Source organism: Mycobacterium sp. E1386, assembly GCF_001672745.1.
Taxonomy (GTDB): Bacteria; Actinomycetota; Actinomycetes; order Mycobacteriales; family Mycobacteriaceae; genus Mycobacterium.
In genome coordinates, this window is record NZ_LZKH01000205.1 from 32046 (window position 1) to 52456 (window position 20411).

19 protein-coding genes are annotated in these 20411 nt (G+C 68.8%); 11 read left to right on the forward strand and 8 right to left on the reverse strand.

What is annotated here, in order from left to right; all coding sequences use genetic code 11:
- Positions 1 to 27: 27 nt before the first annotated feature.
- Entirely contained in the window at positions 28 to 1149 is a 1122-nt protein-coding gene (locus A5709_RS20625; RefSeq protein WP_082974309.1) for a polyprenyl synthetase family protein, read from the reverse strand.
- Between the two features lie 308 nt (positions 1150 to 1457).
- On the opposite strand from A5709_RS20625, the gene A5709_RS20630 reads away from it, so the two are divergent.
- From A5709_RS20630 to A5709_RS20645, 4 genes are all read left to right on the forward strand, one after another.
- Positions 1458 to 1952, forward strand: a complete 495-nt coding sequence (locus A5709_RS20630) for a MarR family winged helix-turn-helix transcriptional regulator (RefSeq protein ID WP_068122015.1) — start codon at positions 1458 to 1460, stop codon at positions 1950 to 1952.
- A gap of 114 nt (positions 1953 to 2066) precedes the next feature.
- Positions 2067 to 2789 (forward strand): hypothetical protein, encoded by a 723-nt coding sequence (locus A5709_RS20635; RefSeq protein ID WP_068122019.1) that lies wholly within the window; start codon positions 2067 to 2069, stop codon positions 2787 to 2789.
- Positions 2790 to 2870: 81 nt separating this feature from the next.
- Positions 2871 to 3548, forward strand: coding sequence for a phosphodiesterase (locus tag A5709_RS20640; RefSeq protein ID WP_068122022.1), 678 nt, complete (start codon positions 2871 to 2873; stop codon positions 3546 to 3548).
- A gap of 9 nt (positions 3549 to 3557) precedes the next feature.
- Positions 3558 to 4637, forward strand: a complete 1080-nt coding sequence (locus A5709_RS20645) for an NAD-dependent epimerase/dehydratase family protein (protein WP_068122023.1) — start codon at positions 3558 to 3560, stop codon at positions 4635 to 4637.
- Between the two features lie 4 nt (positions 4638 to 4641).
- Here the strand turns inward: A5709_RS20645 and A5709_RS20650 are convergent, their stop codons facing one another.
- From A5709_RS20650 to A5709_RS20670, 5 genes are all read right to left on the reverse strand, one after another.
- A complete protein-coding gene (locus A5709_RS20650) occupies positions 4642 to 5619 on the reverse strand; it encodes a hypothetical protein (protein WP_068122025.1) in 978 nt (325 codons plus the stop codon).
- A gap of 68 nt (positions 5620 to 5687) precedes the next feature.
- On the reverse strand, positions 5688 to 7043 hold the full coding sequence (locus A5709_RS20655; protein WP_068122028.1) for a TIGR01777 family oxidoreductase: 1356 nt from the start codon (positions 7041 to 7043) through the stop codon (positions 5688 to 5690).
- Positions 7044 to 7051: 8 nt separating this feature from the next.
- Positions 7052 to 8296, reverse strand: coding sequence for a glycosyltransferase family 4 protein (locus tag A5709_RS20660; RefSeq protein ID WP_068122032.1), 1245 nt, complete (start codon positions 8294 to 8296; stop codon positions 7052 to 7054).
- Positions 8297 to 8309: 13 nt separating this feature from the next.
- Entirely contained in the window at positions 8310 to 9860 is a 1551-nt protein-coding gene (locus A5709_RS20665; RefSeq protein ID WP_156673439.1) for a glycoside hydrolase family 57 protein, read from the reverse strand.
- A gap of 26 nt (positions 9861 to 9886) precedes the next feature.
- Positions 9887 to 10696 (reverse strand): bifunctional 2-polyprenyl-6-hydroxyphenol methylase/3-demethylubiquinol 3-O-methyltransferase UbiG, encoded by an 810-nt coding sequence (locus A5709_RS20670; protein ID WP_068122035.1) that lies wholly within the window; start codon positions 10694 to 10696, stop codon positions 9887 to 9889.
- 229 nt (positions 10697 to 10925) lie between these two features.
- Here A5709_RS20670 and A5709_RS20675 point away from each other — a divergent pair, with 229 nt between their 5' ends.
- Together A5709_RS20675 and A5709_RS20680 are read left to right on the forward strand one after the other, a co-directional pair.
- Positions 10926 to 11717 carry an electron transfer flavoprotein subunit beta/FixA family protein gene (locus tag A5709_RS20675; protein ID WP_067948404.1) on the forward strand — a complete coding sequence of 264 codons (792 nt, stop codon included), beginning with the start codon at positions 10926 to 10928 and terminating at the stop codon, positions 11715 to 11717.
- Between the two features lie 39 nt (positions 11718 to 11756).
- Positions 11757 to 12713, forward strand: a complete 957-nt coding sequence (locus A5709_RS20680) for an electron transfer flavoprotein subunit alpha/FixB family protein (protein ID WP_067948402.1) — start codon at positions 11757 to 11759, stop codon at positions 12711 to 12713.
- Between the two features lie 111 nt (positions 12714 to 12824).
- Here the strand turns inward: A5709_RS20680 and A5709_RS20685 are convergent, their stop codons facing one another.
- Entirely contained in the window at positions 12825 to 13214 is a 390-nt protein-coding gene (locus A5709_RS20685; RefSeq protein ID WP_067948428.1) for an SRPBCC family protein, read from the reverse strand.
- Between the two features lie 576 nt (positions 13215 to 13790).
- Between A5709_RS20685 and A5709_RS20695 the strand changes: the two genes are divergently transcribed.
- From A5709_RS20695 to mnmA, 5 genes are all read left to right on the forward strand, one after another.
- Positions 13791 to 15440 (forward strand): GAF domain-containing protein, encoded by a 1650-nt coding sequence (locus A5709_RS20695; protein ID WP_231987023.1) that lies wholly within the window; start codon positions 13791 to 13793, stop codon positions 15438 to 15440.
- Positions 15441 to 15596: 156 nt separating this feature from the next.
- On the forward strand, positions 15597 to 16457 hold the full coding sequence (locus tag A5709_RS20700; protein ID WP_068122042.1) for a GNAT family N-acetyltransferase: 861 nt from the start codon (positions 15597 to 15599) through the stop codon (positions 16455 to 16457).
- Complete coding sequence (locus A5709_RS20705; protein ID WP_067948397.1) at positions 16454 to 17302, forward strand: 1-acyl-sn-glycerol-3-phosphate acyltransferase; 849 nt, start codon at positions 16454 to 16456, stop codon at positions 17300 to 17302. The genes A5709_RS20700 and A5709_RS20705 overlap by 4 nt, the downstream gene beginning before the upstream one ends.
- A 106-nt stretch (positions 17303 to 17408) precedes the next feature.
- Complete coding sequence (locus A5709_RS20710) at positions 17409 to 18611, forward strand: cysteine desulfurase family protein (protein WP_068122046.1); 1203 nt, start codon at positions 17409 to 17411, stop codon at positions 18609 to 18611.
- A complete protein-coding gene (gene mnmA, locus A5709_RS20715) occupies positions 18612 to 19688 on the forward strand; it encodes a tRNA 2-thiouridine(34) synthase MnmA (RefSeq protein WP_067948393.1) in 1077 nt (358 codons plus the stop codon). It abuts the gene before it with no gap.
- Here the strand turns inward: mnmA and A5709_RS20720 are convergent.
- Positions 19685 to 20320: a sensor domain-containing protein gene (locus tag A5709_RS20720; protein ID WP_067948390.1), complete on the reverse strand. Its 636-nt coding sequence runs from the start codon at positions 20318 to 20320 to the stop codon at positions 19685 to 19687. The genes mnmA and A5709_RS20720 overlap by 4 nt on opposite strands.
- Positions 20321 to 20411: the final 91 nt, after the last annotated feature.

Sequence of the window (20411 nt, forward strand, 5' to 3'; positions counted from 1 at the left end):
ATCAGCATGCTCCCAAACTTGTGGCGCTCATTCGACGCGATCCGTACAGGCGGCCGCCATTTTGTCCAGCGCGGCACGGACGGGTTCGCCGATCGGGGTGTCGCCAAGGTGGTCGCGCGCCGACGCGACGCGGTCGCTGATCATCTCCTCGATCATCGCGAGGGCCCCGGTCTTGACGATCAACGCCTTCCACCGATCGAGCGCATCGTCGTCGAGGACATGCCCGTACATCAATTCGTTCATTTCTGCGCGGGTCGTCGGATCGGCCAGCTGGTGTGCTGTCACCACCACGCTAGTTGCCTTGCGTTCCAGCAGATCTCCGGAACACGGCTTCCCCGTGGTCGCCGGCGAGCCGAAGACGCCGAGGACGTCATCGCGAAGCTGGAACGCTTCCCCGACGGCGGCGCCGTACCGGCCCAACCGTGTCATCGTTCGATCGTCGCAACCGGACATCGCCGCCCCGATCTCCAGGGGCCGCCGCACGGTGTAGTTGCCCGACTTGCGCCGCGCCACGTCGAGGACGGCCTCCAGCGAAGGCATGTGCCGGACGTCGCTCGTCAGGTCGCCGAACTGACCCATCGCCAGCTCGGTGCGCATCGTGTCGTAGCGGGGCCACGCCCGCTGCACGCCCGCGGATTCGACACCGCTCTCGCGCAGCATCTGTTCGGACCAGATCAGGCAGAGGTCACCCAGCAGGATGGCGGCCGATTCGCCGAACCGCCGAGACGAGCCGGATAACCCGCGCTCGCGGTGCCATTGGGCGAATCGAATGTGCGCCGAGGGCCGCCCCCGCCGTTCGGGCGAACCGTCCATGACATCGTCTTGCAGCAGCGCAAACACGTGTAGCAACTCGAAACTGGCGGCCGCCCGCAACGCGGACTCGCCGGGCGCGCCACCGCACAGCCATCCCAGATACGCGAAGGTCGACCGCACGCATTTGCCGCTGGAAATGAACGTTGTCAGGATGTCGCTCGCGGCATCGATGCGCGTGTCGTCAAGCTCGCGACGCCGCGGCGCGATGAAGTCGGCGAGGTGGGCGAGAACTGCGTATCGCACGTGCGAGCGCCACTCGTCGAAGTCCTGCACATCTGGCCGTTCCGCCGCGATCACCGGCGAATCTGTGGCGGGTGTCAACGACAAAGCACCCATCTTGGCCACGCGCTCCCTCCTGGCCGGCTTGGCATTCCCAGGCTAGATCGGCTCAAACAACGCGGTGCGACAGCTCTGAAACCGCTCCGATCGACCCTTCTGGACCTCGGAAGACCTTACCCATCACCTTCAAAAACTTAAACGTTAACTTACTGAAACTCTCCTCGGCCCGCCAGTCGGGAGCGGCTGGTAAAGCGGCGTCGCTTCGGCCGTTCGCTCCCGGCAGGGTCATCACCCAGGATCACTTCATTCAATTAACCATTAACGAACTTAACTGTTTGGCGGTTCAGGGATATGCTCACATTCTTATGGAAGCTGACGGGCAGCGCTGGAGCCGCGATGCGCTGGAGTCGCTGATCTCTGCCGATCTGCGAGAGATATCAGCCGAATCCGACCAGATCGGGCGGCAGTTCGCGATGTCGAATCATCTGCGGCCCAACGACTTCCGCGCATTGATGTATGTCATGGTGGCAGAAGGCGCGGGTCGCCCGATGACCTCTGGTGATCTAAGCCAGCGGATGGGGCTGTCCGGTTCGGCCATCACCTACCTCGTCGATCGGTTGATCGATTCGGGACACATCCGCCGCGATTCACACCCGGACGATCGTCGCAAGGTCGTCCTGCGGCATGGCGAAACCGGCCTGGCTACTGCCAAGTCGTTCTTCAGTCCGCTGGGCGCCCTCACTCGGGTCGCCCTGGAGGAGCTGCCCGACGCGGACTTGATGGCGGCCCATCGGGTGCTCGGCGCGATGATCCACGCGATGCAGCGATTCCAGGGCGACGTAAGCGACCCCCGGCCATGAGCGGCACCTCCGAGCTGGGTTTTTGCGGTTTGACGGCATTGCCGGGGGGTATCCACGGCTCATCAGCGTGTCCGGCAAAACTGCTCGGACTCACGTGAGGGGTGGTGTGGCCCAATGCAAACGGTCAGCTGCCGGTGTAGTCGCCTGGCGATCGCATTCGCGTTTGCGGTGATGGTCGTCGGATCCCCGAGCCCGGCGAGCGCCGATCCGGCCGTCACAGTGTTTCCCGGAATGGAGATTCGCCAAGGTGGCACGGTTTGCATGGTCGGGATGGTGGAGCCGCGGCTGCGGGTCGCGGTGACCAGCGGCCAATGCGAGAGCGGAGCGTCGGAGGTCACCGACCGGGACGGAAACCCGGTGGGGACGGTGGTGCTCGCGCGCCGCCAGGCCGCCGACGACACGGCGGCCAACGGCGCGATGCTGCCCGTCGAATACGAAGTGATTGCGCTTGGCGCCACCGTGACGGCCTCGGACGTGCTGCCCACCGGCCGGCAACTGAAGTCATCGCCCGGCCTGCGCGCGCAGCCCGGCCTGCCGGTGTGCCAGTTCCGGCGAGCGGTCGGCCAGTGGTGCGGATCCATCAGCTCCGTCAGCAATGGCCGCTTCATCGTTGCCGACGCCGCAGTGGACGGCCGCGACTTCGGCGGTCCCGTTTACGTGCTGACCGACGACGCGGCCGTGATCGTGGGGTTGTTCGAGGGGATATGGGGATCGGTGCCCAAGATGGAGTCGTGGCAGGCGGTCATGCAGCAGGTCTACGTCGACGGCCGCTCCCAGACTCAGCAGCAACAACCGCCCGGTGAAGCGCGCATCATCGGACATCGGGTGGCCGCGTGACCGCCCCGGGCTCTTGAGGCTCGCCTGAAGGCAACGGCCCGAGCGGCGTTTTCTTCGGCGGGAAACGGGAACCCGCCGCCGGTGAACGTTTCCGATCTTGTCGCGGCGCCCTTCCAATGGGGTTCCGCCATCCGGGGAAAGCGGTTGTTCCATCCCATCGGGGTGCTGGCGGAAGGCTTCCTCGAACGTCTCGCGCCCGCCGGCCACGGCCTGCCCATCTCGTCGTCCGAGATTGTCGCGCGGGTATCCAAGGCCAGCGGCACCCCTGGACCCTTGCCGGACTTCATCGGCCTGGCCTTCCGGTTGACGCCGGCACAGGCTCCAGGGCCGTGGGACATCCTGGTCGTCTCCTCGGGCTCAGGGGTGCTTTCCCGGGCGCTGGCACTGCGGCCGGCCATCTCCTGGAGCGGTCAGACTCTGACCACCCTGATGCCGCTGCACTATCAAGGAGACAACTGGTGGCTCAGGGCCCGGATCGTGAGCGAGATCGACGGCTTCGGTCTGTCCCTGGACAGCGTCCGCAACCGGCTCGAGCATGACAGAATTGAGGTTTCACTCGACCAGGCTTGTGGCACAGGCGATTTCATGCCGCTGGGCCGGCTCACGCTGACCGGCGTCATCGACCCCGAGCGGGCGGGGGACGTGTCGTTCGATCCCGTCATCAACACTCCGACCGGCTTGAGCCTGCACCCGCGGTGGCTCGCCGATCTGCGGGCCCGGGCTTATCGGCGGAGCCGTCACGGCAGGGACGCGAACTAAGGGGGCGCCGTGTCCAAGCGCATCGTCATCACCGGGGCCAGCGGCAACGTGGGGACTGCGTTGCTGCGCAGGCTCGTCGAGGACGGCCACGACTATGACATCGTCGGCGTCAACCGCCGACAGCCACCGCTGGACGGCGTTTACGCCCGTGCCGACTGGCATCAAGTCGACTTGGCCGAACCCGGGGTGGAAATCCAGCTGCACAAGATCTTTCGCGGCGCCGCGTGCGTGGTCCACCTCGCGTGGGGGTTTCAACCCACCCGCAACACGCGATACCTGGACGCGGTCGCGATCAACGGCAGTGCTGCGGTGCTGAGCGCGGCGCACAACGCCAAAGTGCCTCACCTCGTGCACATGTCGTCGGTGGGCAGCTACGCCCCCGGGCGGTACGGGGAGCGGGTGGACGAGACGTGGTCGACCGCCGGCATCAGGTCCTCCGCCTACAGCCGGGCGAAATCGGCGGTGGAACAGCTGCTGGACGGCTACGAGCATCGCAATCCCGACGGTGTCGGCATCACCCGGATGCGGCCCGGATTCATCATGCAGCGCGACGCCGCGATGGGACTCCGGCGGTACACCCTGCCCGCTTACGTGGATCCCAAATGGCTGCGCTGGCTGCCGGTGCTACCGCTGGATCGCTCGCTGAGTGTGTCCATCGTGCACGCGCAGGACGTCGCCGAGGCTTGCGTCAAGGCGATCGAGCACTGCGCGCTGGGGCCTTTCAACCTGGCGGCCGAACCGCCGCTGTGCCGCGAGGACATCGCGCGGGCGCTGCGCGCACGTCCGATTCATGTGCCCTCCACCGTCCTGGGCTTGCTGGCGGAGGCGTCCTGGCGGGCGCGACTGCAACCCATTGACCGCGGTTGGATTGATATGGCGTTTTCCCTGCCGTTGCTGGACACCGACCGGGCTCGCGACGTGCTGGGTTGGTCGCCCCGGTGGAGCTCCGTGGAAGCGCTGGGCGACCTGATCGACGGCTTTCTGGACGAATCGGGCACTCAGAGCCCGGTCCTTCGTTCGCGATCGTTCGCCGACGCGGTTGCCCGCGATATGGCTCGAGGGCCATTGACCATGCGGCCGGTGCCCTGACTCGTCACGGCAGCGTGGTTATGGTGCCGTCCGTCAAAAGTTCGGTGTAATAGCTTCCGCCCGGGTAGAAGTCGGGTGTCTGGGTTCCCGCGAACATGTCGGCGATCCAGCCGCGCGTCAGGCCCCATACCGCCGCGACATTGCCCGGCTTCGGACGACCACACACCAGGTTTTCGTAAGTGGGCGACGACGGTCCGAGTGCGTCGCCGTGCGCGCCGGTGGTGATCTTCACGCCGTGAAATGGTCGGTCCGACAGGAACCGTTCGATCGCCTTCGTGCCGAGTTGGAAGAAGTTGCAGAGCAGGTGAGGTGACGCCGTGGCGTAGATCGGCAGCGTGGTGCCTGCCAGGCCTGCCAGCGCCTGGTCGGTATTGGAACCGAGGAACGACTTCACGCCGTCCTCGCTGACGATGCCGCGCAGTTGGGCGAAGGTGTCCGGGTAAGCGGTGTGCAGGCGCTCGGCGACGTATTCGACGGCCTCGGCCCCTGCCGAATGCCCCACGAAAACCAACTTTTCGGGTAGTGGCGTGACAGCTCGACCGGCCTTGGCGGCCGCGGCCGCGAAGGACGACGCCAACGCGCCATTCGGATCGTCTTTGTGGGCAAAGACTTCGGCGATGTTGTTCAGGAAGCCGGTGTTGTCAATCAGGTGCTCCACGGTGCAGCCGAAGGGGTTGACGGTGGACAGCTTGGTGGCCATCACGAGGTAGCCGCTTCCGGCGACCTCGGCGGCGAAGGCGGACCAGACTTTCGCGCCCTCGACGAAGCCGTGCTGCAGCCAGACCAATCCCAGCGGCGGCGTGCTCGGGAAATACCAGGTCGTGGGAACCGCCCGGGTCTCGCTCGCGCATGCGACGTCGGTCGTGCTGTCCGCTTCCGTGGATTCGGCTCGGGCCTGGAGCGGGGCAAGCATGACGGCGGCCACCGCGGCGATACACATGGCGGCCGCGCTGGCGCGCCGGACCAGCGCACCGGAGATCATTAAGAAATTGAACCATTTACTTGCGCGGATGGGGGACTGATCAGGCCCAAACGCGCCAGGTCGTGCCCTCAGGCATTGCGCCCGAGCAGGTGACGCAGCGCCTGGTCGAGGTCTGGCTGGCGAAACCGGTGCCCGGCCGCGGTCAGCTTCTGCGGAGCCACTCGTTGATTGGCGCACGCGAGTTCGCGTGCGCCCTGCTCACCGAGCAGCAGCCGAGGCCCCAGCGACGGCACCGGCAACACCGCGGGCCGGTGCACGATGTGGGCCAGGGTGGCGGTGTATTCACTGTTGCGAACCGGTTGAGGGGCAACGGCGTTCACGGACGCCGCCAGTGCTTCGTCCCAGAGTGCGCGGTGGTAGATGTCGACCAGGTCGTCGATCCCGATCCACGAGAGCCATTGCCGGCCGTCGCCGAGCCGGCCACCCAGGCCGGCGCTGAACAACGGGCGCATCAGCTTCAGCGTGCCGCCGCGTGGGGACTGCACGATGCCGGTGCGCACCTGCACCACCCGCACGCCGGCCTGTCCCGCCGGTGCGGTCGCCGCCTCCCAATCCGCCACGACGTCGGCGAGAAAACCGTCGCCGCGGTCGCTGTCCTCGGTCAGGATGTCATCGCCGCGGTCGTATCCGTAGTATCCGATCGCCGAAGCCGAGACGAACACGGCCGGCCGCTGTGGGGCGCGACCCACCGCTTCGGCCAGCCGGCGGGTCGGGCCAATCCTGCTGTCGCGGATGGCCTGTCGATGCTTCTCGGTGAACCGGCCGGCGATCGAGGCGCCCGCCAGATGGATGACCGCGTCCACGCCATCGAACAATCCCGGGTCGGGGTCGTCGGGATTCCACTGCCGCTCGTCGTCGGTCCGCGGGGCGTGGCGAACCAACCGGACGACGCGATGGCCGCCGGTGCTCAGAAACGCCGTCAACGCCGAACCCACCAACCCCGACGCCCCGGTGACCGCGACCGTCACCGGCGCCAGCCCATTCTCGGCGGCCAGCCGGTGCGCGGCCAGATCGTCGGCCAGCTGACGGTGCCGGTAGTCGAACATGGGGCGCAGCAACGACCCGGGCACCGGCGTGTCGACCCGGTCGATGACCCTGGTGCGACCGTCGCCCAGATCTTCGAAGTCGTGGGTGTGTCTCCAGCGCACCGCCATTCGTGCCGGCAGCGCGGCCAGGCCGTCACCGCCGATCTCGTCGACGAAGCGCCGCGGCGGATCGTAGCCTCCCGCCTGATGGACGGCGACCCAGCGCAGGCCGCCCGGTAGCGCCAGCGTCGCCCGACCGTCCTTCAGCGATGCGGCCTCGGTGACCAGCCGCATCGGCTGCCACGGCGGCGAGAGCCGGGCGAACGCGCCCGGCCGGGCGTGCCAGGCGAAGACGTCGGCGATCGGCGCGTCGACCACGCTCGAATATTCCAACCCCATACTGCAGGCTAGCGGTTCGGCAGGGCGTTCTCGATGATGGGCATGCGCGGCTGTGGCTGCCGCTCGGCGCGCTTGGCGGCCAAATACACCTGCGCGGTCTCGCCGGCCACGGTCTTCCAGTCGAAGTCCGAGGTGAGCCGCTCGCGGGCGGCGCGGGCGCGGCGCTGCGCGGCAGCCGGATCGTCGAGCACGGTCCGCACGGCCGCCGCCAGCCCGGAGATCTCGCGGGGCGCACAAGACACCCCGGTCCGGCCGTTGATCACCGCCTCGCCCAGGCCGCCGATGTTCGACGTCACGAGCGGAGTGCCCGCCGCGGCGGCTTCCAGCGCGACGATCCCGAACGGCTCGTAGTGACTGGGCAGCACCGCGGCGTCGGCGCGATGCAGCACCGCCAGCAGTTCGGCGTGGTCGAGGTGCCCGGCGAACCGAATCGCCTTGAGCACCCGGTGCTTTCGGGCCTGCTCGACGAGCCACTGCTGCTGGGTGCCCTCCCCGGCGATGGTCAATGTGGTTCCGGGATGGGTGCGCCTGATCCGCGGTAGGGCGGCGATGACGTCGTGCACACCCTTCTCGTACTCCAGCCGCCCGAGGTAGAGCAGTTCGGCGGGACCGGTACGCGCTCGCCGCTCGGCGAACGGCCAGCGCGCGGCGTCGATACCGTTGCGGATCACCGTGATTCCGGCCAGGCCGGGACCGAACAGTTCGGTGATCTCGTCGCCCATCGACGCCGAACACGTGATCAGTGAATCGGATTCGCGCACCAACCACGACTCCAGAGCGTGCACCTGGCGACTGATGGCGCCGGAGATCCAGCCGGAATGCCGTCCGGCCTCGGTGGCATGAATGGTGGAAACCATTGGCACGTCATAAAACTGGGCGAGTGCGATCGCGGGGTGGGCCACCAGCCAGTCGTGTGCGTGCACGACGTCCGGACGCCACGGCCGGTTGGTGCCCCGCTTCTTCAGCGATAGCCCGGCGCGGATCATGGAATGGCCCATCGCCAGTGTCCACGCCATCATGTCGGCGCCGAAGGAGAATTCGTGCGGATCCTGGGCGGCCGCGATCACCCGGACGCCGTCGACCACCTCGTCGGACGACGGGTGCGTGCTGGCATCGGTGCCCGTGGGCTGTCGGGACAGCACGATGACCTCGTGGCCGGCGGCGGCCAGCGCGGTGGACAGGTGATGCACGTGCCGGCCGAGCCCGCCGATCACCACAGGCGGGTACTCCCAGGACACCATCAGGATCTTCACGCGGGCGCCCCACTCATCGGGGCAGCCTGCGCGCGTCGAGCGCTCCGAAAAGTCCGTCGGCGCGGTTCCATCCGTCGGCCAGCCGCCCGGCGGTGTCCCGCCGGCCGGACGCCAGCGCCCCCGCGATCTCGCGGGTGGCGTGGGCGTGCAAGTGGGCGCGATACCGCGCGTAGTCGGCGGCCGAGTCCTTACTCACCATGAACGGCCAGTCGCTGGAGACGGTGAGCAGGGTCTCGCGCAGGATCTGGTCGGCGACGTGGTCGCGGGGGAGCGGCCCGTCCAGGGATGCCCGCTGCGACAGCGCCTTGTCGACGGTGCTCAGCGCCATGTCGACCACTTCGTTGTTGAGCTGGACGAGATCGGCCACCTTGTCGCCGGCCCACACCTGCCAGTCCTTGCCCGAACCCCACGAACTGGGTGGCAATGCCACTGGGCCCCCGACGAATCCGTCCGCGATGGCGTCGTTCAACGTGCCCACCCGCACACCGGCGGCGGGCAGCGCCCGCAGCACCCGCTGCAGCCACGTCGGGCCCTCGTACCACCAGTGGCCGAACAGTTCGGTGTCGAAGGCGGCGACCACGTGTGCGGGCCGCCCGATCCGCTCGGATTCGCTCGTCAGCCGGTTGCGGACCACGTCGACGAAGTCGGCGACATGGCTGTCGACCGCGTGGTCGGCGCGCGCGGGATCGTAGGGCGCCTTGGCCTCCGACGCCACGTTGCGCCCGGTCACCCGCGCCGGCTTGAGCCCGGTGAGGTGGTCGTAGGTGTGGAAGTCGCGGTAGGCGGCGTGCCCCGGGTAGCCCGATTTCGGCGACCACACCCGATAACTGACCTGCAGGTCGCGACCGAACGCGACCACGTCGGTGTCACCGACCGGTCGGCCCAGCGCGGTGTCGCCGTGCAACGACGGGCCGTCGACCATGAAATGGGTGACACCGGCGGCGGCGTAGTCCTGCTCCAAGCCCGGCGCGTAGGCGCATTCGGGCGCCCAGATCCCGCTCGGGCGATGCGCCATCCGCTGTTGGGGGTCGGCCAGCCCCTCGCGCAGGGCGAACTCGCGTAGCCGTGGCGCAAGCAGCGGCTGGAACGGGTGGGCCAGTGGGCCGCCGAGCAACTCCACGGTGCCGGCGTCGATCAGGCCGCGCAGCAGCGGACTGCCGCCGTGCCGCCAGTGAGTGGCGAACTCGTCCAGCGCCCGATCCGCCTCGGCGCATTCGCGAATACCCAAGTCGCGCAGCGCTTCCGGCGTGCATGACGAGAAGCCGGCGGACTTCGAACGGGGAGCGGACCGCACGCTGGCGGCTTCGGCCGCCCGCAGCCGCCAGTTGGCCAGCCAGTGATGCATGCCATCGAGGCAGTACGGGTCGTCGAGCTGCGCGTTGACGACGGGAGTGACGCCGAGCGTGACCAAGCCCCGGCGGTCCTCGTCGGCCAGCGTGGTCAGCACCCGCATCAGCGGCAGATAGGCGGCGGCCCAGGATTGGTAGAGCCACTCCTCGCCGACCGGCCACCGCCCGTGATGTGCGAGCCACGGCAGGTGGGTGTGCAGGACCAGGGTGAACATGCCGGGCACCCGGTCGTGCGAATTACTCACGGCGCTACCGCGATTGCGATCAGATCCAGGCTGTCGTCGATGTCACGGCGGCCGCTTTCCAGTATCTCGAAGTCGTCACACGCCACCGCGGCGACGTCCGCCTGCAGCTGCGGCGGCCAGGGCGCGCTGGCCAACGCCAATGCGATCTGCGCGTCGATGATGGAGCCGCCGTGCCGGGTGTCCATCTCCCGCAGCCGCGGCCCGTGGAACAACCCGCTGACCGATACGTCGCGAAAGCCCGCGTCGACCAGCAACTCGGTCAGCTCGTCGGCGTTGAGTTCGCGGGTGTGGAACGGGTTGATCGGGGTGTCGCGGCCGGGGGAGAAGGTGATCCGGTTGGGTGTGGACACCATCAGCAACCCGCCGTGGCGCAGCACCCGCGCGCACTCGTTCACGAATTGTGCCTGATCCCACAGGTGCTCGATGACTTGGAAGTTGACCACAATATCCACCGACGCGTCGGGCAGCGGCAGCTCGGCCAGGTTCGCCCGCATCACCTCCACCCGCGGGTAGCGCGCGCGCACGTGTGCCACCGCGGCCTCGTCGTAATCGACGGCCACCACCCGGCGAGCGACGCCGGCGATCAGGTCGGCGCCGTACCCCTCGCCGCAGCCCGCCTCGAGCACGTCGCGGCCCGCGCAGAGACCGGCCAGCCGCTGGTAAACCACCTGGTGGCGGCGAAACCAGTAGTTTTCGACGTCCAGATCGGGAATGGTGCGCTCGCCCGTCAGCGTCAGCACGGAGTCGGCCGACGGCGGGGGATCACCGGGGCTGCGTCGGGGGACGTCGGGGACGGTTGCGCTCATCGCATAGGCAGGCTAACGCGAAGTGTCGGATTCGCGAACCGCGAGCCGGGCGCCTCCGGCCGCCGACGGCAGACACGCCGCAAGAACGCCCAGTACGACCCGCTATGGTGTGAATGCAGGCTGCACAAAGTTACCGAGTAGTAACACGACCGTGCACTGCTAAACGCGTACTGAAAGTCTCGTGGTCGACTGCTGCGAGGCTCCTTCAATAGGAGGACGAACCACACTCATGACGAACATCGTGGTCCTGATCAAGCAGGTCCCAGACACCTGGTCGGAGCGCAAGCTGAACGACGGCGATTACACGCTGGACCGCGAGGCCGCCGACGCGGTGCTGGACGAGATCAACGAGCGCGCCGTCGAAGAGGCCTTGCAGATCCGCGAGCGGGAGGGCGGCGAGGGTTCGGTGACCGTGCTGACCGCGGGCCCCGAACGCGCCACCGAGGCGATCCGCAAGGCGCTGTCGATGGGCGCCGACAAGGCCGTCCACCTCAAGGACGACGGCATGCGCGGTTCCTGCGTGGTGCAAACCGCCTGGGCGCTGGCGCGCGCGCTGGGCACCATCGAGGGCACCGAGCTCGTCATCGCCGGTAACGAGTCGACCGACGGCTCCGGCGGCGCCGTGCCGGCCATCATCGCCGAGTACCTGGGCCTGCCGCAGCTGACCCATCTGCGCAAGCTGTCCATCGAGGGCGGCAAGATCACCGGCGAACGCGAGACCGACGACGGCGTGTTCACGCTCGAGGCGTCGCTGCCCGCCGTGGTGAGTGTGACCGAGAAGATCAACGAGCCGCGCTTCCCGTCCTTCAAGGGCATCATGGCCGCCAAGAAGAAAGAGGTCACCGTGCTGACGCTCGCCGAGATCGGCGTCGAAAGCGACGAGGTCGGGCTGGAGAACGCCGGATCGACGGTGCTGTCGTCGACGCCGAAGCCCCCGAAGACCGCGGGTGAGAAGGTCACCGACGAGGGTGAGGGCGGCAACCAGATCTCCCAGTACCTGGTCGGCCAGAAGATCATCTAGACGAGCACCCATCCCACAGACGAGAAGAGCGAAGAAACCATGGCTGAAGTTTTGGTGCTCGTTGAGCACGCCGAAGGCGCACTGAAGAAAGTCACCTCCGAACTGATCACCGCCGCCCGCGCGCTGGGCGATCCGGCCGCCGTCGTCGTCGGCAAGCCCGGAACGGCCGCGCCGCTGGTCGACGGGTTGAAGGAGGCGGGCGCCGCCAAGATCTACGTCGCCGAGTCCGACGACGCCGAGAACTACCTGATCACGCCCGTGGTCGACGTGCTGGCCGCGCTGGCCGAGTCGAACGCGCCCGCCGCCGTACTGCTTTCCGCCAACGCCGACGGCAAGGAGATCGCGGGCCGGCTCGCCGCCCGGATCGGATCCGGCCTGCTCGTCGACGTGGTCGGCGTCCAGGAAGGCAACAAGGGAACCCACTCCATCTTCGGTGGGGCGTTCACCGTCGAGTCGCAGGCCAACGGCGACACCCCGGTGATCACCGTCCGCGGTGGCGCCATTGACGCCGAGCCGCAGGCCGGCGCCGGCGAGCAGGTGACCGTCGAGGTGCCCGCGCCCGCCGAGAACGCCACCAAGATCACGGCCCGCGAACCGGCGGTCGCCGGTGACCGGCCGGAGCTCACCGAGGCCACCATCGTGGTGTCCGGTGGTCGCGGGGTCGGCAGCGCGGAGAACTTCAGCGTGGTCGAGGCCCTGGCCGACTCGCTGGGTGGCGCCGTCGGCGCGTCGCGCGCCGCGGTCGACTCCGGCTACTACCCGGGCCAGTTCCAGGTCGGCCAGACCGGCAAGACGGTGTCGCCGCAGCTCTACATCGCGCTGGGCATCTCCGGCGCCATCCAGCACCGCGCGGGCATGCAGACGTCCAAGACCATCGTCGCGGTCAACAAGGACGAAGAGGCGCCCATCTTCGAGATCGCCGACTACGGCGTGGTGGGCGACCTGTTCAAGGTCGCCCCGCAGCTGACCGACGCCATCAAGGCACGCAAGGGCTGATTCGCTTAGCCCAGGAGCCCCCGACGGGCGTCGGGGGCTCCTGCGCGTCAACGGCCGCATTGACCGGTCGCCGAATTCGATAGCGCGGGTGCTATCAAATTTCCAAGTCGCCTATCGGTCGCCGTCTGCCTGGGTGAGCATTGCGTCGATGCGCCGCAACGCGATTGCGCACACCGTCACATACGGCGCCGCCCACCACGGAGCTGCCATGCCCACGCGCGACCCGTCGCCCATCGGGTCCACCCAGTGACGCGTCGCCGGAACGCCGGCCACCTTCCAACCCCAGTGGCGCCCCGGCTCGAAGTCGGTGACGACGAACGGCGCCGGCACGAGCAGCGACGTCTGGACCGTCCCGGTTGCGCCCAGGGCCAGTTCGGTGTGCGGTGCGTCGAGCCGGGCTCCCCGGATTGTCGGGCCCCACTTCGGCCACGCGTCGAGGTCGACCAACAGGTCCCACACCGCCGACGGCGGCGCCGCGATCACGCGGTCGACGGTGAGCATGATGCCGCCGCCTGTCACGGGGCCGACCGACCGAGTCGGCGCTGTTGCTTGACGACCTCATCATCGCTCAACTGCACTCCGGCGGCTTCTGATGCTTTGCGCGTAGCCTCCGCGCGTTCGCGGGTGGCGCGGGCCGCCTCGCGGACTTCTCGCGCCCGCGCAATGGCGTCGCCCAGGCCGGGTACCGGCACGGTGTCTTCGGCGGCACGGCGTCGCACGCTGGCGCGGTGGGATTTCTGTCGGCAGGCCCCACTGCAATAGCGTGCGTCGGCACGGCCGTAAAAAGCCGTGCCGCACTCCCAACACTGCAAGCGGCGCGCGGCCATAACGCCATGTTACGGCTATTCGTAACGCGTAGCAACACCAAGATTTCCGATGTTTGGGCTGCTAGAGTGGCTTCTACCGGCGAAGCAAGGCCCCACCCCCATGGTGAATTGGCCAGGACAGCAAACATTTTCAGCTGGGGCTTCGGCTTAGCTCTCCGGCCGCCGGGCATCAGTCGGGGAAGGTCGGAAGATGCGCGTAGACGAGGGTAAATCGGCTTTCGGGCTGCGTAGCCCCGACTATCTGAGCCGGATGCACGAGCAACTCGACGAGTTGGTCGCCGAGCGTCAGCAGATGGGACAGCTGCTGCAAGTAGCGATCGAGATCGGCTCCGATCTCGAACTCGACGCGGTATTGCACCGCATCCTGGCCGCCGCGATAGGCATGACCGGCGCCCGTTACGGCGCCATCGGGGTGTGGAGCTCGGAGGGGACCCTGGCGTCCTTCGTGCACAGCGGCATGGATGCCGACACGGTGGGGTTGGTCGGGCACCTACCGGTGGGCAAAGGGGTGCTCGGCGCCCTCCGCGACCGAACCGAGCCGCTGCGCCTGGCGCAGTTGTCCGACCATCCGGCCGCCGTCGGATTCCCCGAACACCACCCCCCGATGGGCGCCTTCCTGGGAATGCCCGTGATCATTCGCGGCGCGGTGTTCGGCAGCCTGTATGTCACCGACGATCGGCCCGGGCACGCCTTCAGCGAGGCCGACGAGGTCACGGTGCGGGCGCTCGCGTCGGCGGCGTCGGTGGCCATCGACAATGCCCGGCTGTTCGACCGGGTCCGCGCCGGCGCCCGGTGGACCGACGCGAGCCGCGAGATCAGCACCGCCCTGCTCACGGAGTCACAGCCGGACCTGCCGCCGCTGCAACTGATCGCCGAACGCGCGGCGGAGCTGACGGACGCCGAGCAGGCGATAGTCCTCGTTCCGGCCGACCCCGATCTACCCAGCGATGAGGTGGACCGCCTGGTGGTGTCCGCGGCGGTCGGCCTGCACGCCAATGCGGTTCTGGGACAAGAGGTCCCGGTCCGGGGATCGACCACCGGGGAGGTGTTCCGGTCTGGCCGCCCGTTGCTCACCGAGACGTTCCGCCGCCCGATCCCGGCGTTCACCGACGTCGGCGAGCGACCCGCGATCTTGATGCCGCTTCGCTCCGACCAGCAGACGCTCGGCGTGATCGTAGTGGCCCGCAACAGCGAAGCGCGCCCCTTCGACGAAGAGCATCTCGACCTCGTCCGCGACTTCGCCGATCATGCCGCGATCGCCCTCACGCTGGCCACCGAACGGCGGAACGCGAGGGATCTCAGCGTGTTGGTCGACCGCGAGCGCATCGCCCGCGATCTGCACGACCAGGTCATCAGCCGCGTCTTCGCCGTCGGCATGGAACTGCAAGGCGTCGTCGCCCGCCTCCGCTCACCGCAACTCGCGGCGCGGGTGACCGAATCCGTCGACGAGTTGCAGGCCGTCATCGGTGACATCCGGCGCACTGTCTTCGATCTGCAGCACCCGCAGGCGCGGCGGCGCAGCTTCTCCGAGCGCGTCCAGGACGCGTTCGGGCGCCTCACCGGCGACGACAACGAGGGAACCACGCTGCGCATGGCGGGGACGATGACCGCGGTGAGCGACGAACTCGCCGCACACGCCGAAGCCGTCATCCGCGAGGCGCTCGGCAACGCGGTGCGGCACTCCCGCGCCGCCAGCATCGCCGTCGAGGTCACCGTCACCGATGAGCTGCTCATCGAGGTCACGGACGACGGGAGCGGCACCCGCCCGGACCATCAATCCCGCTGCGGCATGGACGCTATAACCCGCCGCGCCAGAGACCTCGGCGGCGATTGCGCGATCACCAGTCCGCCCGGGGGCGGCACCCGCGTGCGCTGGAGCGCGCCACTGCAGATTTCCTGACGTTCGGTCGGCGGCGACCGGCTCGACAATTGTTTTCCCGGCCGTTGACCAGCTGTTTCCTTGCGCCCGTTTTCGCCACAGTTCGTCATCTGGCGTGCACCGACATGTCACAGCCCCGATGCCGACTAGCTCATCGGTTCGGCCACGTTGTGTGTCATGAGCATTGCTTCTGTCCTCATACCCAGCGACAAACCGGAAAGCCCGGCGGCCGGTTCGGCCGCCGGACCCCGCTACTCGCTCCTGCTGTCCACCGACGCCAGCATGATCGAGGCCGCGCAGCGGCTCCGGTACGACGTTTTCACCAGCACGCCCGGCTTCGCGCTGCCGGCGAACGACTACCAACGACGGGACGTCGACAGCTTCGATGAGCACTGCGACCACCTGTTGGTCCGCGACGACGACACCGGTGAACTGGTCGGTTGTTACCGCATGCTGGCCCCGGCGGGCGCGATCGCGGCCGGAGGGCTCTACACCGCGACGGAATTCGACATCCGTGCTTTCGATCCGCTCAGGCCGTCGCTGGTTGAGATGGGACGCGCAGTGGTGCGCGAGGGTCACCGCAACGGCGCCGTTGTGCTGCTGATGTGGGCGGGCATCCTGGCCTACCTGGATCGCTACGGCTACGACTACGTGACCGGCTGCGTGTCGGTGCCCATCGGCGGGGATTCCGACGACCCGGAAAACCGCGTGCCGGGCCGTCAGCTACGCGGCGTCCGCGACTTCATCCTGAGCCGGCACGCCGCCCCGGCGCAGTACCGGGTGCGTCCGTACCGGCCGGTGATCGTCGACGGCACCGCCCTCGACGACATCCCAGCCCCGGCACGGCCGTCGGTCCCGGCGCTGATGCGCGGGTACCTGCGGTTGGGCGCCCAGGTGTGCGGCGAGCCCGCGCACGACCCCGACTTCGGCGTGGGGGATTTCTGCGTCCTGCTGGACAAGCGGCGGGCCGATACCCGATACCTGAAGCGGCTGCGCTCCGTGTCGGCCGCCGCGCAGCTGGCGGGCGACGACCGATGAACACTTCCGCTCGCACCGGGCACTCCTGGCTACCGCGCGCCTCGTGTGACGCCGGTTGCGTGAGCGCCGGCGACGTGGTCGCGTCTCCACCGCTGCTGGTGGCGCTGCGGGTGACGCTCCGGGTCATGCTGGCACTGCTGCTGGCGCCGGGGGTGGTGCTGCTGGCGATACCGCTGCCGGGCCGGACCCGCGTGCAGCGCATCTATTGCCGGATGGTGTTGCGCTGTTTCGGAATTCGGATCACGGTGACCGGCAGCCCGATACGCAATTTGCGCGGCGTCTTGGTGGTCAGCCCGCACATGTCGTGGCTCGACGTCTTCGCCATCGGGTCGGTGTTGCCCGGTTCTTTCGTCGCCCGGGCCGATATGTTCTCCGGGCTCGCCACGGGGACGGTGGCCCGCATCCTGAAGATCATCCCGATCGAGCGGTCCAGTCTGCGGCGGTTGCCCGCGGTGGTGAACACCGTCGCCCGCCGGCTGCACGACGGCCAGACGGTCGTGTGCTTCCCGGAGGGCACCACCTGGTGTGGTCGGGACGGCGGGGCGTTCTATCCCGCGATGTTCCAGGCGGCGATCGACGCCGGCCGGCCGGTGCAGCCGCTTCGGCTGACCTACCACCACGTCGACGGCAGCGTCTCGACCGTGCCGGCCTTCGTCGGCGACGAGACACTGGGGCGGTCCATCCGCAGATTGCTCGCCGTGCGGCGCACGCTGGCGCGGGTGCACGTCGAATCTCTGCAGCTCCCGGGGGCCGATCGGCGAGCGTTGGCGAGCCGCTGCCAGTCGGTGGTGGGCGTCGGAGCGCCCCGGCCCGCTGGTCAAGGGCCCATGCTGGTGGCCTCCTAACCAAATAGTGGCGACCCGCGGCGCCCGGCTCCGCCGCGCTTGCGATCGCCACGACCGAACAGTGCCTCCGGAGGCCCCTCGACCAGCCGGTATCGTGGGTCGCGTCATGGTCTACCTGGATCACGCGGCTACCACGCCGATGCACCCCGCCGCCGTCGAGGCGATGACGGCGGTGCTCGGCACGGTCGGCAACGCCTCCTCGCTACACACCAGCGGCCGGACGGCGAGGCGGCGCATCGAGGAATCCCGCGAGCTGATCGCCGACCGGCTGGGCGCCCGGCCCTCCGAGGTCATCTTCACCGCGGGCGGGACCGAAAGCGACAACCTGGCGGTCAAGGGCATCTATTGGGCCCGCCGCGACGCCGAACCAAGCCGTCGGCGCATCATCACCAGCGAGGTGGAACACCACGCCGTGCTGGATTCCGTGAACTGGCTCGTCGAACACGAAGGCGCCGAGGTGACCTGGCTGCCGACCGCCGCCGACGGATCGGTGTCGGTGACGGCGCTGCGTGACGCGCTGCGCAGCCACGACGACGTCGCGCTCGTATCGGTGATGTGGGCCAACAACGAGGTCGGCACCGTCATGCCGGCCGCCGAGCTCGCCACCGTCGCGGCCGAATTCGGGGTTCCGATGCACAGCGACGCCGTTCAGGCGGTGGGACAGCTGCCGGTGGCCTTCGCCGCCAGCGGGCTTTCGGCGATGAGCGTGGCCGCGCACAAATTCGGCGGCCCTCCCGGCGTGGGGGCGTTGCTGCTGCGCCGCGACGTGGCGTGTGCGCCGCTGGCCCATGGCGGCGGACAGGAACGCGACATTCGCTCCGGCACCGCCGATGTCGCCGGGGCGGTCGGCATGGCGACCGCGGCCCGCATCGCGGTGGACGGCCTCGAGACCAACGGCGCGCGGCTGCGGGCGTTGCGCGATCGCCTGATCGACGGGGTGCTGACCGGCATCGAGGACGTCGGCCTCAACGGTGCCCGCGACCCGTCCCCCGCAAGCGGGAGGTACCCCCAGCGGTTGCCGGGCAACGCGCACTTCACCTTCCGCGGTTGTGAAGGTGACTCGCTGTTGATGCTGTTGGACGCCAACGGAATCGAGTGTTCGACCGGATCTGCGTGCACCGCGGGCGTCGCGCAGCCGTCGCATGTGTTGCTCGCGATGGGGGCCGATCCGGCGAGCGCCCGCGGTTCTCTACGAATGTCTTTGGGGCACACCAGCGTTGATGCTGACGTCGATGCGGCGTTACAGGTGCTGCCCGCGGCGGTGGACCGCGCCCGCCGTGCCGCCCTGGCCGCCGCGGGGGCTCCCTAAGTGAGGGTCCTTGCCGCGATGAGTGGTGGCGTCGACTCGTCGGTCGCCGCCGCCCGCATGGTCGACGCCGGGCATGACGTGGTCGGCGTGCACCTGGCGCTGTCGACCGCGCCCGGCACGTTGCGCACCGGCTCGCGGGGGTGTTGTTCCAAAGAGGACGCCTCGGATGCGAGCCGCGTCGCTGATGTTCTCGGAATCCCCTTCTACGTATGGGATTTCGCCGAAAGGTTCCAGGCGGACGTGATCGACGACTTCGTGTCGTCGTACGCGCGCGGCGAAACGCCCAACCCCTGCGTGCGGTGCAACCAGCGAATCAAATTCTCGGCGCTGTCGGCGAAAGCCCTTGCGCTGGGCTTCGACACGGTGGCCACCGGCCACTACGCCAGGCTGTCCGGCGGGCGGCTGCGCCGCGCGGTCGATGGCGACAAGGACCAGTCCTACGTGCTGGCCGTGCTGACCGCCGACCAGCTCCGCCACGCCACGTTCCCGATCGGCGACACCCCGAAGGCGCAGATCCGCGCCGAAGCCGCCCGGCGCGGCCTCGCGGTCGCCGAAAAGCCGGACAGCCACGACATCTGCTTCATCCCGTCCGGGAACACCCGGGCATTCCTGGGCGAGCGCATCGCGGTCCGCCGTGGCACCGTCGTCGGCGCCGACGGCGCGGTCCTCGCGGAGCACGACGGAGTGCACGGCTTCACCATCGGCCAGCGCAAAGGCCTGGGCATCGCGGGGCCGGGGCCCGACGGCCGCCCACGCTATGTGACGGCCATCGACGCCGACACCGCGACCGTGCGGGTGGGGGAGGCGGCCGACCTCGACGTGCGCGAGTTGCGGGGGCGCGAGCCGGTCTTCACCGCTGGCCGACCGCCGTCCGGTCCCGTCGAGTGCGTGGTGCAGGTGCGGGCTCACGGTGAAACTGTCGGTGCCGTAGCGGAATTGGTGCACGACGAGCTGGTCGTGCGGTTGCGCGCCGCGCTGCGCGGCGTCGCGTGTGGTCAGACGCTGGTGCTCTACCGTCCCGACCCGGACGGTGACGAAGTGCTTGGCAGCGCCACCATCGCCGCCACCGCGGGCTAGTTCGGCACGTTCGCGGCGATGTTCGTCATCACGATGTCGGACACCGATTGCGCAAAGCCGCAGAACGTGACCTCCAGAATGGCCACCGAACGCTGCCGATAGTCGCGGCCGCAGCCACCGGGCCGCAGGTGCAGCGAACCGGCGTCGGCCTTCCAGTCGCCGACGTATTGCTGGCCGGACGAGCCGTTCGCGCAGTCCCCGACCGTGGTCACCAACGCACCGAACGCGCGCCGTGCGGTGTCGACGTCCCGGTAGGCCGCCGCCCCTTCTGAGATCAGCGCGCCGTCGGGCGGGTCCTGGAAGGTCGTCTTGTGGAACTCTTCGACCTCGGGTCCGAACGTCGCCGTCTCGGCGTAGATGAATCGGCATTCGCGCGGCGTGGTGTCGGCGAGTGCGTCGATGTCAACCAGGCTGGTGCCGTCCATCGAGGGGATGATCGTGAGGTGCTCGCCGGCGCCGGTGATCGCGCGCATCCGCGACTGGTCCAGCAGGACCGTGTCCACGTTGACCCCCTGCACGGCGCCGCGCGGGGCACCGTATCCGGCCACCGCCGCGCCGTCCACCACCCGGGTGCACGCGGCAGCCAGCACCACCGCCCCGCACCACAGCAGCGGCCGTGCCAATCTCGCCATCCTCGACACGTTTCGCACCCTTCTGGCGTCGAACCTACCCGTGCGGACGCGCGGCAGACACCCCTGGTCACGGGCGTCCGCGGTGACGTCG